At 56.4% G+C, this 13,149-nt stretch carries 9 protein-coding genes; 4 read left to right on the top strand and 5 right to left on the bottom strand.

Going from position 1 to position 13,149, the window contains the following annotated elements:
• Positions 1 to 35: 35 nt before the first annotated feature.
• The 3 genes from U738_RS02900 to U738_RS02910 all read left to right on the top strand — a co-directional run bounded on the left by U738_RS02900 (position 36) and on the right by U738_RS02910 (position 4,391).
• Positions 36 to 1,610 carry an aldehyde dehydrogenase (NADP(+)) gene (locus tag U738_RS02900; protein ID WP_035577131.1) on the top strand — a complete coding sequence of 525 codons (1,575 nt, stop codon included), beginning with the start codon at positions 36 to 38 and terminating at the stop codon, positions 1,608 to 1,610.
• A gap of 118 nt (positions 1,611 to 1,728) precedes the next feature.
• Positions 1,729 to 2,745 carry an Ldh family oxidoreductase gene (locus tag U738_RS02905; protein ID WP_035577134.1) on the top strand — a complete coding sequence of 339 codons (1,017 nt, stop codon included), beginning with the start codon at positions 1,729 to 1,731 and terminating at the stop codon, positions 2,743 to 2,745.
• 140 nt (positions 2,746 to 2,885) lie between these two features.
• Positions 2,886 to 4,391, top strand: a complete 1,506-nt coding sequence (locus U738_RS02910) for an alanine/glycine:cation symporter family protein (protein ID WP_035577135.1) — start codon at positions 2,886 to 2,888, stop codon at positions 4,389 to 4,391.
• Positions 4,392 to 4,395: 4 nt separating this feature from the next.
• Here the strand turns inward: U738_RS02910 and U738_RS02915 are convergent, their stop codons facing one another.
• Positions 4,396 to 5,784 carry an aminotransferase-like domain-containing protein gene (locus tag U738_RS02915; protein WP_035577138.1) on the bottom strand — a complete coding sequence of 463 codons (1,389 nt, stop codon included), beginning with the start codon at positions 5,782 to 5,784 and terminating at the stop codon, positions 4,396 to 4,398.
• A 137-nt stretch (positions 5,785 to 5,921) separates the two neighbouring features.
• Between U738_RS02915 and U738_RS02920 the strand changes: the two genes are divergently transcribed.
• On the top strand, positions 5,922 to 7,082 hold the full coding sequence (locus U738_RS02920) for an MFS transporter (protein WP_035577142.1): 1,161 nt from the start codon (positions 5,922 to 5,924) through the stop codon (positions 7,080 to 7,082).
• Between the two features lie 18 nt (positions 7,083 to 7,100).
• Here the strand turns inward: U738_RS02920 and U738_RS02925 are convergent, their stop codons facing one another.
• The 4 genes from U738_RS02925 to U738_RS02940 form a co-directional block, all read right to left on the bottom strand.
• Positions 7,101 to 8,036, bottom strand: coding sequence for a cation diffusion facilitator family transporter (locus tag U738_RS02925; RefSeq protein ID WP_035577145.1), 936 nt, complete (start codon positions 8,034 to 8,036; stop codon positions 7,101 to 7,103).
• Between the two features lie 165 nt (positions 8,037 to 8,201).
• Positions 8,202 to 8,606 carry a nitrite reductase small subunit NirD gene (nirD, locus tag U738_RS02930; protein WP_035577147.1) on the bottom strand — a complete coding sequence of 135 codons (405 nt, stop codon included), beginning with the start codon at positions 8,604 to 8,606 and terminating at the stop codon, positions 8,202 to 8,204.
• A gap of 59 nt (positions 8,607 to 8,665) precedes the next feature.
• Entirely contained in the window at positions 8,666 to 11,173 is a 2,508-nt protein-coding gene (gene nirB / locus U738_RS02935) for a nitrite reductase large subunit NirB (RefSeq protein WP_152561151.1), read from the bottom strand.
• Between the two features lie 15 nt (positions 11,174 to 11,188).
• Positions 11,189 to 12,532 carry an NAD(P)/FAD-dependent oxidoreductase gene (locus tag U738_RS02940; RefSeq protein ID WP_035577152.1) on the bottom strand — a complete coding sequence of 448 codons (1,344 nt, stop codon included), beginning with the start codon at positions 12,530 to 12,532 and terminating at the stop codon, positions 11,189 to 11,191.
• Between the last annotated feature and the right edge of the window lie 617 nt (positions 12,533 to 13,149).

Genomic DNA, 13,149 nt, shown 5'->3' on the forward strand with positions numbered 1-13,149 from the left:
ACCAGTGATATCACTGACCATCTAAGGAGCGATGTATGACAATGCGAGGCGAAATGCTGATTGGTCAACAATCAGTGACCGGCACCCAGGCCAACATTCAAGCAGTTAATCCCGCTACCGGCGAAAAGCTTGAACCTATCTATGTCGGCGGCAGTCGTGCACACGTTGAGCAGGCTTGTGAGCTGGCGGAAGCGGCCTATACCACCTATCGTGAAACGTCCCTCGAAGAGCGGGCGACCTTTTTAGAAACTATTGCCAGTGAAATTGAAGCGATTGGTAGTGAGCTGATTGAGCGCGCCATGGCCGAAACAGGCCTGCCTCAGGCACGCATCGAGGGCGAGCGGGGCAGAACCTGCGGCCAGCTGCGCTTGTTTGCTTCAGTTGTGCGTGCCGGTGAATGGCTGGATGTACGCATTGACCCAGCGCTGCCAGAGCGCCAACCGCTACCCCGCGCTGACCTACGCCAGCGCCATATTGCCCTGGGCCCAGTGGCTGTTTTCGGTGCCAGCAACTTCCCGCTAGCATTTTCGGTAGCGGGTGGTGATACCGCTTCAGCCCTGGCGGCTGGCTGCCCGGTAGTGGTAAAAGGCCATTCTGCACACCCCGGCACCTCCGAGCTTGTTGGCAAGGCGGTTCAAAAAGCCGTGAAAGCCTGCCAGTTACCAGAAGGCGTGTTCTCGCTGCTGTTTGGTGCCGGTAACGAAATCGGCCAAGCGCTGGTGGATGATCCGCGCATTCAAGCCGTTGGTTTTACCGGCTCGCGCAGCGGCGGTATGGCACTGATGAAAACCGCCCAAGCACGGCCTCAGCCGATCCCGGTCTACGCTGAGATGAGCAGTATTAACCCTGTCTTCTTGCTACCCGCAGCACTAAAAGCGCGTGGTAAAGCGCTCGGTGAAGCGTTTGTCGGTTCGCTCAATATGGGCGCCGGCCAGTTCTGTACTAACCCGGGGCTGGTGATTGCGATAAAAGGCCCGGAGCTGGACGCCTTCATTGAGGCGGCACGTGGTGCAGTGGAAGCCAGCGGCGCACAGACCATGCTAACGCCGGGGATCCACCGTGCTTATCAAGAGGGTGTAACCAGCCTGAGCGGTGCGGCCCAGGTGCGTGAAATCGCCCGTGGTCATACCGGCAGCGAGTATCAATGCCAAACGGGGCTGTTTGCTGCATCAGCGAGTGATTTCCTTGCGTCTGAAGCGCTGCAGGCGGAAGTGTTCGGTGCCACATCGCTGGTTGTTGAGTGCGAAGATGCGGCGGATGTAAAGCGTGTTGCTGAACAGCTAGAAGGCCAACTCACCGTCACACTGCATATGGACGACGCCGACCTGGATGCCGCTAAAGCGCTGATGCCTACGCTTGAGCGTAAAGCAGGACGTATTCTCGCCAATGGTTGGCCCACGGGTGTCGAGGTTTGTCATGCCATGGTGCACGGTGGCCCGTTCCCAGCCACCTCTGATTCGCGTACGACCTCTGTCGGTTCGGCGGCCATTCACCGCTTCCTACGGCCGGTTTGTTACCAGTCACTACCGGAAGGCTTGCTGCCCGAGGCGCTTAAAGAGGGCAACCCGCTGAAAGTGTCGCGGTTAGTTGACGGCAAACGCGAACTTTAAAAGACAGCTGCCACTATTGCAGTCCAAAAGCAGGCATTGAATGCCTGCTTTTTTTAGTGCGGTTTTTAAACGAAGATTTAAATAAATAAGTAACAAAAAGAGTATTTTAGGTGATGCCATGAGTGACAATATTACTATTTCTGTACAAGAAGCCGAAGCGCTGAGTAATAAGGTGCTCACCCATAACGGCTTTAGCCAGCCCCATGCCGATGCGATTACGCGCAGCGTCATGGCGGCCCAGCGTGATGAGTGCCATTCCCACGGTTTATACCGGCTCATTGGCTGTGTCCAAACCGCCTTAAACGGCGGTGTTGATACTCAAGCCGAGCCGACGATCACTGACCAGGCAGCAAGCGTCGTCAACGTTAATGCGAATAAGGGCTGCTCGCTGCTGTCGTTTGAAATGGGTAAGCCGCATTTGATTGAGAAGGCTAAACGCAGCGGGATTGCGGCGCTTGCGATTAATAACAGTTTCCACTTTTCAGCGCTGTGGCCCGAAGTGGAAGCGATTTCAGCAGAAGGGCTGGTAGCGTTAGCGATGACCCCCAGCCACGCCTTTGTGGCTCCGGCGGGTGGTACTTCGCCCCTTTTTGGCACCAACCCAATCGCTTTCTCTTGGCCACGCCCAGGGAGTACGCCCTATACGTTTGATTTTGCCACCAGCGTGGTCGCCCGTGGCGAGATAGAGCTGCATCGGCGAGCGGGTAAATCGATCCCCGAAGGGTGGGCGATTGATAGCGAGGGGAACTCGACAACGGATCCAGTGGCAGCCCTAGCTGGTGCTATGCTGCCCTTTGGTAGTTATAAAGGCTCCGCACTTTCCACCATGGTGGAGCTGTTAGCGGGTCCGCTGATCGGCGACCTGCTAGGCCACGAAACCCAGGCAGCGAATGCTGAGAAAACCGGCAAGCCCTTTCATGGCGAGCTGATTATCGCCATGTCGCCGGAGGCTTTTTTGGGCAAGGACGCAGAGAGCCATCTCAAACACGCTGAAGTTCTTTTCGAGGGTATTCTGGGCCAAGGTGCGCGCTTGCCTTCCCAGCGCCGCTTTGAGGCAAGAGAGCGGAGCCGAGTCAATGGCTTTAGCTTTCCCAAGGCGCTATATGATGAGCTTACGCAGCTTGCAGCTGGCTAGTTTTTAATGCGTTTTTTTGGGGCGGGGTCAAAAACTGTCTAGAATCGTGGGGTGGCATCGCCATTTAGGCGAGCGGACTCAGCACCCTGAGGTAGGGTAAATACTTAGGGGTGAAGAAAAACGAACTGGAGAGTATTCCCATGGAGACCCTCGATTTACTAATTGCCCCGCTGCGCGATGGTCTCTATACCATCATGATGCCGGTCAGTAACTTTATCTGGAGCTATATTCTTGTCTATCTGCTGCTAGGTGCCGGTTTACTGTTTACTATCATGACCCGGGGCATGCAGTTTCGTCTGTTTAGGCATATGGCTTATGTGACTTTCACCGCCCGCGGCGCGGGAAGCGGCATTAGCGGTTTCCAGGCGTTCGCCACCTCAATGGCGGCGCGTGTGGGTACCGGTAATTTAGCAGGGGTGGCGCTGGCGCTGTGGGTTGGCGGGCCGGGGGCGATTTTCTGGATGTGGGTGACCGCGCTACTTGGGTTCGCTACCGCATTTATCGAATCGACGCTGGCACAGGTTTATAAGCACCGTAATGAAGATGGCGTATTCCGCGGCGGGCCTGCCTACTATATTGAACGCTGCTTGGGATGGCGCTGGCTGGGGGCGTTGTTCGCGGTGTTTTTGATTATTGCGTATGGCTTAGCGTTTAACGCTGCGCAGTCGAATACCATTGCACAAGGCATGAACGGCGCCTTTGGCATTCCTAATTGGCTCACCGGTGTGGTGATTGCCATTTTGGCAGGCTTGGTGATTTATGGCGGCCTCAAGTCGGTGGCGCGTACTGCCGAGAAAATTGTCCCCGCGATGGCGATTGCTTATTTGCTAGTGGCGTTATGGATCCTGGTAACCAATCTTTCTGCCGTGCCCGATATGCTCTCGCTGATTGTGATGAGCGCCTTTGGGCTTGGCCCCGCGGTGGGCGGCGCTGCGGGGTACGCCATTAAAGCGGCGATGGAAAATGGCGTTAAGCGCGGCCTGTTCTCCAATGAAGCGGGCATGGGTTCCACTCCTAATGCGGCGGCTCAGGCAACCGTGAAGCACCCGGCCGCCCAGGGGCTGGTGCAATCCTTTGGGGTGTTCGTTGATACCATCGTGATCTGTAGCTGTACGGCGGTGGTGATTCTGCTTTCCGGGGTGTATGAGCGGCTGATGTCGGAGTCGCCGGGAGACAGCATCGAAGGTATTCAGCTCACCCAGGATGCCATGGTCGACCACTTAGGTGGTTTTGGGGAGATATTTATCGCCCTGGCGATTCTGTTTTTTGCCTTTACGTCTATCTTGGCCAACTTCTCGTTCTCGTCGGTGAATATCGAATTTCTATTTCGCCGCCACGCCAAAAAAGCGGTCAGCGTGTTCAAGGTGATTATTATCGCCATGGTGCTGTTAGGTTCAGTCGCGGAGTTAAGCGTGGTCTGGGACTTTGCCGACCTGGCGATGGGCCTGATGGCGACCACCAACCTGTTTGCCATTCTGATCATGGGGCCGATAGCTGTCGCCGTGCTGAAAGATTATGAGCGCCAGCGCCGCGCAGGTATTCATGAACCAATATTTGACCCGGCCATTCTTAAGCGCCCTGAACTGGTGGATGCGGATGTATGGCCAGTGAAAGAAGCCAAAAAGACAGAAGCAACAGAAGGGTAAGGATTTAACTCGCTGCTTCAATAAACGCCTTCGCCCTGGGATCCTGCATATAGGCAACGTTAAGCCTCAGCCAGGGCGTCGGCTGGTGGTCAGCAAAGAATAAGTGTCCTGGCGAGAGGGTGACTTCCCAGCGGTTAGCCAGCTCGTTCAGGGTTTCAGGCGTGATGGTCGCCGGTGGTTTTGCCCACACAAACATCCCACCTGCCGGTTGGCTATAAACCACCCAGCCGGCATTTTTAAGCATCGTTAAGGCCATCGCCATTTGCTTGGCGAGCTTGGTACGTAGCCTCTCGGTGAGTTTCCGGTAGCTGCCGTTTTGCAGCATGGTAGTGACGACATGCTCGGCAAAGCGCGAAGCCGAAATACTGGTCAACATCTTGATATCCACCAAGCGCTGTACTTGCCCAGGCGGGGCGGCGATAAAACCGACTCGTAGCGAAGAGGAGAGGCTTTTTGAGAAGCTGCCCAGATAGAACACCCGGTTTAAGCCATCTAGTGCGGCCAGTCGGGTGGTGGGAGTGTGCTGAAAATCCGCGTAAATATCATCTTCAATCATCTTAAAATCGTGCTGCTCGGCGAGCTGTAACACTCGGTGCGCAACCGCCGGGGTGAGGGTACTGCCCGTGGGGTTATGAAACACGCTGTTGATATAAAACAGTTTAGGGCGGTACTCGGCTAACAACGCCTCCAGACGCTCAATATCCGGCCCGTCCGCAAGCCGCGGCACGCCAATCACGCGAACACGCTGTAAGTGCAGTAGGCCGAACAGGTTGTAATAGCCTGGCGACTCTACAAGCACCACGTCGCCGGGCTCAAGCAGCATTCTTACCAGCAAATCCAACGAATGGCTGCCGCCGCCGGTCATCACGATCTGCTGTGCGTCAGCGGTAATCGCTAATGGGCGCAGGCGTTCCTGGATCAAACCGCGTAGATCCTGCGGCCCTTGCGGGGTGCTGTACTCGAAGATTCCAGAACGACTTTTACGTGCCACTAGGCGAATAGCATGGGTTAGGTCGTCGCCTTCGCGCCAATCGCTTGGCAGCCAGCCGCAGCCGAGTTTTAGCGTGTGCTCATTAGCACTGAAAAGTCCCCACAGCCCGTTGGTGACCTCTTCCAGCCCGTTCGTTGTGGTCGATGGCGACACCAGTGCTGCTGCGCTATCCGCGACGTAAAACCCCGAGCCGGGTTGTGAGCGCACTAATCCAGCCGCCACAAGTCGCTCGTAGGCTTCAATCACTGTGTTACGGCTAATGTGATGAGTGGCCGCTAAGCGGCGAATAGAGGGCAGCCGACGGCCACCACCGGCACCGTGTGCTGCAATCCAAATACGAATGCCCGCTTCGAGCTGATGCGCGATGGGAGTTGCAGAGTGCCGATTAACCTCTAGCTGCATAACGTGCCCTGTTGTTTTCAACTGTTCGCTAAAAGGGCGGAACAGTGTCTGAAAAGTGGTGAATAAGTGTACCTTACCGCTGCCCGGTAAGCGTGCGAGCTTAGCAGTTCAACGACTCGCTTATTTAGGACTTTGCTATGAATCGCGCTGCTATTCTAACGATCAATACAAAAAGTGCCGCCTGCCTAGCGTTTGCGCTATGTACGATCACCACGGCGGTTAATTTACAGGCCCCGCTTTACGATGCGCTGGCAGCGCGGGATGGTTTGGGCGTTGGGGCCACCACCATCGCTTTCGCCTGCTATGTGTTGGGTATTGTGCCGGTGCTGCTGGGGTTAAATGGCCTGGCTGATCGGGTAGGGCGTAAGCCCCTACTCGTTACCGCACTGCTGTTATGTCTCTTGGCGACCGCGATAACCCTGATAGCACCCGGTTTATTGGCGCTAGGGGTTGCACGCTTTCTGCTGGGTATCAGCACAGGACTGACATCAGCCGTGGCGCCCGCTTATATGCAGCTGCTGTTGGGTGGGCAGGATAACCGTTTGGCGACCCACTATGTCACTGCCAGTACCGCGCTGGGGTTTGGTTTGGGGGCGGCGGTCACCAGCCTGTTTGTTTTCCACACCCCAAGCGTATCGCCTCCTAGTCTGTGGCTTTATCTCGCTATCGCTGCGCTGGCGCTGGTGGTGGTCACCACGCTTAAGGATCGTGCGCCGAATGTGACTAAAAGCCCTATGCTACGCCTTCCCAGCTACCCCAAGGGGGCGCTCTGCTATGGACTGGCGATTTTGCTCGCCTGGGCCACGGTGGGGTTGGTCATCGCGATTCTACCTTCGGCATTAAACCAACACGGTTTATCCGCCTGGAGCGGCTTCGCCACCTTCGGTATTTGCAGCTGCGGGGTGCTGTTTCAGCCTTGGGCGAGACGGCTTGAGCCACCTACCGCTACTCAGCTGGGGCTGGTGATTCTGCCGATTGCCTATGCACTGATCGCCTGGGGTGCCGTTCATGGTTATCTTACAGCGGTGCTGCTGGGCACGGTGGCCGCCAGTAGCGCCTGCTATGGGTTTATCTATTTGGGTGGGCTAAGCGGTGTATTGGCGATTGCGAATGTGTCGACTAGCCAACAAGCCAGTGCGGGCTATTTTCTGATGGCCTATCTGGGCTTTAGTATCCCGGTGATCACCACCGGGATACTGATTGATGCCGTAGGGCACACCGTGGCGTTAACACTATTTGGCCTCGCGCTACTGGGCGGTGTGATCGCCACGCTAGTTCTGTTGCGCAAGGCGCGGTAGCTAATCGCTTTCAAGCTGTTAGGCGGGATGCTTCTCTACCAACAATCCACAGGAGGGCGCCGCCCAGCGGGTATTGGTGGTAAACACCACATCACATACGACGGGGGAGTAGTAGCGGCGCACTTCGTCATCAATTCTTACCCGCAACGAATCCTGCCTGGTGACCGAAACGTCAGATGCCTCGGGAAGCACCACATGCACAATCACATACAGTAAGCGCCCGGGACGCACCATGCGCACGCGCACTTCAACGGTGTCGATATCAGCGAGACCCCGCGCTACGGCTTGGCGTACAGGCTCCGCGATAGTCTCATCTGGGGTTTTGTTGAGCAGCTCCCGAAGCGCTTGGGAGGCCATACGCACAGGCACGCCCAAGCACAGCACCACCACCGCAATCACCAACACCGAATCCACGTAGGGCAGAATAGCTTGCCAACCGAAGCGCTCAAACAGCATCACCAGGCAGAAAGCGGCTAACACGGCCGCCGAAATAACGCTGTTGACTAACCAGTTGAGTTTATCTGCCGCTACCAAGGGGCTGCTGACGTGGCGCTGGCTGCGGTGCATCACCCAGGCTGTTAGTGAACAGGCCGCGGTGGCAAACAGGGCATACAGCACTGCCAAGCCCGCTGCGATCTCACGCCCCCCGGTGAGCAGAGCCGCAATAGCATCGACCAAGGCAAAAATAGACACGCCTAAAATAAGCAGCCCTTTGCACAGATTCACCAGCGACTCAAAGTAGCTATAGCCGAACGGGTAGGATTCGCTATCGGGACGGCTGGCTAATTTGCTCACCTTGATAGTTACCAGCGCGACGCTGAAATAGATCAGATTAAACAGCCCATCCAGCAAGATCGCTTGGGAGTTAGATGCCAATGTGGCCACGATGCCAGCACAGCCAATCAGCAGCGCCATAAAGGCGGAGAAGGATAAGGTGCTTGATTCACTCTTCACGAACTTTTTCTGCTCCTATGCTTACCTAACCAAAAGGCTGACAAGCATAGCAACTTTGTTCGATAAACTTCATTTTTTAAGTCAAGACTAATGTGTTGCATATGGCCGACTGGCCGACGCTCAGCGACCATATGCCTGCATTACTTCAGTAGCATAAAAATTGAGTTACCCCTCAACCCATACCTCATCACCTTTAAATTCAATCTTCCAGGTACGCAGTTTGACCTCTTCGTCTTCTAGGCACTGGCCATCTTTGAGCCGGAAGTGCTGCTTATAGATAGGCGAGGCGACTACCGCCGCACCTTTAAGGTCGCCAACGATGCCTCGGGCGATCACGTTGGCGTTTGAGAAGGGATCATGGTGGTCTAGGGCGAAAAGCTCATCGCCCTTTCCTTGTCCCAGGCCTGGCAAGTAGAAAATAGCGACCTGGGCGGGGCCTTCGGCGGTTTCCAGCCAGGCGGCGACGCCGGAGAACGCGACTAGATCGGCTTTGGTACAGACTTTTTGCCACGCTTGGCTGTCTTGAATATCCGCCATATCCCTCTCTTTTTTCAGTGCCGTTGCGGTCATGGGTTGCCTCGTTTTTATTCAGTGTCAGTGTCGTTGTCAGTGTCAGGGCCCAGCGTCGCTTAAGCGGGGCGCAGCTGGCCGCGCTCGGAGGTCATAATGATCGACGGATCCGGGCGGTCGTCGTTGACGAAGCTGCGGAAGCGCTTGAGCTTCTCTGGGTCGCTGATCGCGTCCGCCCATTCGCATTGGTAAGTATCCACCACGGTTTGCATCTGGCGCTCTAGCTCATCATTGATGCCTAAGCTGTCTTCCAGAATCACCTCTTTGAGGTACTCCAGGCCGCCGTCGAGGTTTTCGCGCCATACCGAGGTGCGCTGCAAGCGGTCGGCGGTGCGCACGTAGAACATCAAGAAGCGGTCAATGGTGCGGTAGAGCTGCTCGTCGTCCAGGTCGGTGGCAAACAGCTCGGCGTGGCGGGGGCGCATGCCGCCGTTACCGCAAACGTAGAGGTTCCAGCCGTTTTCGGTGGCGATAATGCCGATGTCTTTGCTCTGAGCTTCGGCGCACTCGCGGGTGCAGCCGGAAACGCCAAACTTGATCTTGTGCGGTGAGCGCAGGCCCTTGTAGCGGTTTTCCAATTGAATCGCCATGCCGACGCTGTCCTGTACGCCGTAGCGACACCAGGTGCTGCCCACGCAGGATTTTACCGTGCGCAGCGATTTGCCGTAGGCGTGGCCGGTCTCGAAACCGGCGGCAATCAGCTCGCTCCAGATATCCGGCAGGTCTTCCAGGCGGGCGCCGAACAGGTCGATCCGCTGGCCGCCGGTGACTTTGGAGTAGAGGCTGTATTTTTTGGCGACTTCGCCCAGTACGATGAGTTTGTCTGGGGTAATCTCGCCACCGGCCACACGCGGCACTACCGAGTAGGTGCCGTTTTTCTGCATGTTGGCCATAAAGGTGTCGTTGGTATCCTGCAGGGGAATATGCGCTGCGTCGGTGATCGGCTCATTGAAGCAGGAGGCCAGAATGGACGCCACGGCGGGTTTGCAGATGTCGCAGCCCAGGCGGTGGGTGTCGGCGTTGCCGTGTTTTTCAATCAAGTCAGTGAAGGTTTTGATGCCTTCCACGCGCACAATATCGTAAAGCTCCTGACGGGTATGGGCGAAGTGTTCGCAAATCGATTTATCGACTTCGACGCCGCGGGCTTCCAGCTCATGATCCACCACGCTTTTAAGCAGCGCCGTACAGCCGCCGCAGCCGGTGCTGGCTTTGGTATCGCCTTTCACCCCGCCTAAATCTATCGCACCCGCATCAATGGAGGCGCAAATATCGCCCTTGGAGACGTTATGGCAGGAGCAGATAGTGGCGGTTTCCGGCAGCGCACCGGGGCCGAGGGTGGGTGCTCCGCCACTGCTTTGTGGCAGTATCAGCGAGGCGGGCTCATCGGGTAGCTCAATACCGTTGGAGTAGTACTGCAAAAGCGTGTCGTAAACGCCGTTGTCGCCCACCAGCATCGCGCCGAGCAGTTTTTTACCGTCGCTGGAAACCACCAGCTTGCGGTACTCCTGCTTGATCGGGTCGAGGTAGCGAAACATCCGCGCGCCGGGGTTCTGGTTGCCATGGGCGTCGCCAATTGAGCCTACGTCCACCCCCAGCAGCTTGAGCTTGGTGCTCATGTCGGCGCCGCCAAAATGGCTATCACCGCCGGTCAGGGTTGAAAGGGCGGTTTTGGCCATTTGGTAGCCGGGGGCCACCAGACCAAAAATGCTCTGGTTCCACAGTGCCACTTCGCCAATCGCCAGAATGGCCGGGTCGCTGGTCAGGCACTGGTTATCCACCACCACACCGCCGCGCTCGCCAATCTCCAGGCCGCAGCCCCGGGCCAACTGGTCGCGGGGGCGAATGCCTGCCGAGAACACAATCAGGTCGGTTTCCAGCACTTTGTCGTCTTGGAAGACCATGCGGTGGCGGCTGGCTTCGCCATCCTCAATACGCTGGGTGGCCCGTTCCAGGAGTACTTGTACCCCCAGTTCTTCGATTTTTTCGCGCAGCAGCTCGCCGCCTTCGTTATCCACTTGCATGGGCATCAGGCGTGAGGCGAATTCCACCACCGCCGTATCGAGATTTAAACCGCGTAGGGCGTTAGCCGCTTCCAAACCAAGCAGGCCGCCACCCACCACTACACCGGTAGTGGCGTTTTCGGCGGCAGCACGGATATCGTCTAAATCGTCCAGGGTGCGATATACCAGGCAGCCCTCGCGGTCGTTGCCGGGAATCGGCGGTACAAAGGGGAAGGAGCCGGTGGCCAGCACCAAGCGGTCGTAGGGGTAACGGCCTTGGTCGGTGATTACTTCTTGCTGGTCGCGGTCGATCTCAATCACTGCTTCACCGGTGCGCAGTGTAACGCCGCTGGTGGCGTAGTAATCAGCCTCGCAAAGCGCTAACGAGTCGGCATCGCGGCCGCTAAAGTATTCAGACAGATGCACCCGGTCGTAGGCGCGATGGCGCTCTTCGCCAAACACGGTGACCTGATAGCGCTCAAGGGCGCCGTTATCGACCAGCTGTTCGACCAAGTGGTGGCCGACCATACCGTTACCAATAATAATAAGCTGTTGTTGTGAAGCCATCGTTTGGGTAGACATCTAAGCCGCCTCCGACGTTGTATGAGAAGAGTGTTTTGAAGAAGAGCATGTGGAAGAGTGCTCAGAAGAATCAGGGGTATGGGGAGATGCCGCTTCGCGTAGCACCTCGACATCCGCCGCACCAAACAGCAACGCTTGGCGGTAAGCGTTGAGGTCGGTACCTGCAAGCGCCTGTTCGAAGTACCAGGGGCCCTGGCTGGTGTCGCCGTAAAGCACCGCGCCCTCTATCTGGCCGTTGCGCAAGAGCAGGCGGCGGTAGTCGCCGCGTTCAAGGTCGTGGTAATTCAGTACGTCATGCTCGGCGCTAGCCTCGGTGGGGCCAAAGGCATAGAGCGCTACGCCGCTGATTTTAAGTTTGGTGGCGCTGGGGGCATCTGCGTAGCCTTGGGTGGCCGCGCCGCACAGCGTTGCGGCAAGCACTTCTACCTGGCGCCAGATCGGTTCCACCAGGCCGTAGGTGGTGCCATCAAACTGGCAACACTCGCCAAGGGCGGAGATCGTTGGGTCTGAGGTGGTCAGAAATTCATCCACCATGATGGCGCGTTCGGTTTTGAGGCCCGCCTGATCACCCAGTGCTGCATTGGGTGTAATGCCTGCGGCAACGATCACGCTAGAGGCGTTCAACTGGCGGCCATCGGCAAGATGCAGCTTGGCGACCCGGCCCTGGGCGTCGCTTTCTAGTCGTGCTAGCTGGGCACCGGTGATAATGTTCAAGCCGCGTTGAGTGAGGGTGTCTTTAAGCAGGTGCGCGGCGGTGGTATCCAACTGGCGGTTCATCAACCGCTCGCTGCGCTGAAGCACGCTAACGTTGATACCGTTGCCACGCTTACGCAGCCCTTCAGCCGCTTCAAGACCGAGTAGGCCGCCACCAATCACGACAGCGTCGTCGCCGCGCTGAGCAATGGCCTCAAGTGCTTCGGCATCTTGCAGGTCGCGAAAGCCGTGTACGCCCTCAAGCTCAATACCGGGAACATCGGGCAGCGCTGGGCGCGAGCCGGTGGCGATGACCAGATGATCGTAATCAAACGATTGGCCGCTATCAGTAATCAATGTTTGGCGCGCACGATCAAGCGTCTCGACCTTTTCACCCAGTATCAGGGTGACGCCTTGATCTGCGTACCATGCGGTATCACGCAGGGTCAGCGCGTCTTGCTGCATCTCACCGGCAAGCAGTGGCGAAAGCAGAATACGGTTATAGGCAGGGTTGGGCTCGGCGCCAATCACCGTGATGCGCTGGGGGCGCGCGGGCTGTTTGACCAGCGCCTCGATGAGGCGGTGGCTGGCCATGCCATTGCCAATAATCACCAGATGGTCGTGGGGTGAGCACCGGGAAGTGGTTTCCATGGGTGGCTCCTCTTGTCGTTGCGGCTGCGTGAGCACCAAACAAAAAAACGCCCCTGTCGCGCCCTCTGTTCTGCAATTTGCAGAAGGAGAGCACAGCAGGGGCGTCGTTGCCCGATAGCGCTGTTTAAAAGCGTATGTTTTAAACGTGCGACAACCGCCATTGGCTGTCAGATGGTTAAAAACCTTGTGTTGTTTCAAGCAAGGAACTGGCCAACTGGCCATTAATCAATATTTATTCAACAACGTCAGTTGCTTAGATATAGATAAAAGATAAGCAGTAACGTGGCTCCTTGGCTTCTCTGCACAGTGATGGTGCGAGAAGTGGGGTGGTTTGCACTCTCACACACCATTTCGCCCGCGATGAGTGCTAAAACGAGCGCTTCATTACTGTTTTTTAATTTTTAAATATTTGTTTTTTATGAATTAATTTTTAATGAGGTGGTTTTAGGCTTGGCTTTTGCATCTTTACTAAGCAACAAGTTAGTTAACAAGTGATAAGCGCTCATTGTTAGGCGATGGCAGCGAACAATTCCAAAGCCGTTCGAAAAATAACTAGCCGTTAGAAAATGTGTAGCTGTTTAAATTGTAGCTGTTTGAATTAATGTAAATTTTGCACC

Origin of the sequence: Halomonas sp. TG39a, from assembly GCF_000744395.1 — a bacterium.
In the GTDB taxonomy this organism is placed as follows: domain Bacteria; phylum Pseudomonadota; class Gammaproteobacteria; order Pseudomonadales; family Halomonadaceae; genus Vreelandella; species Vreelandella ventosae_B.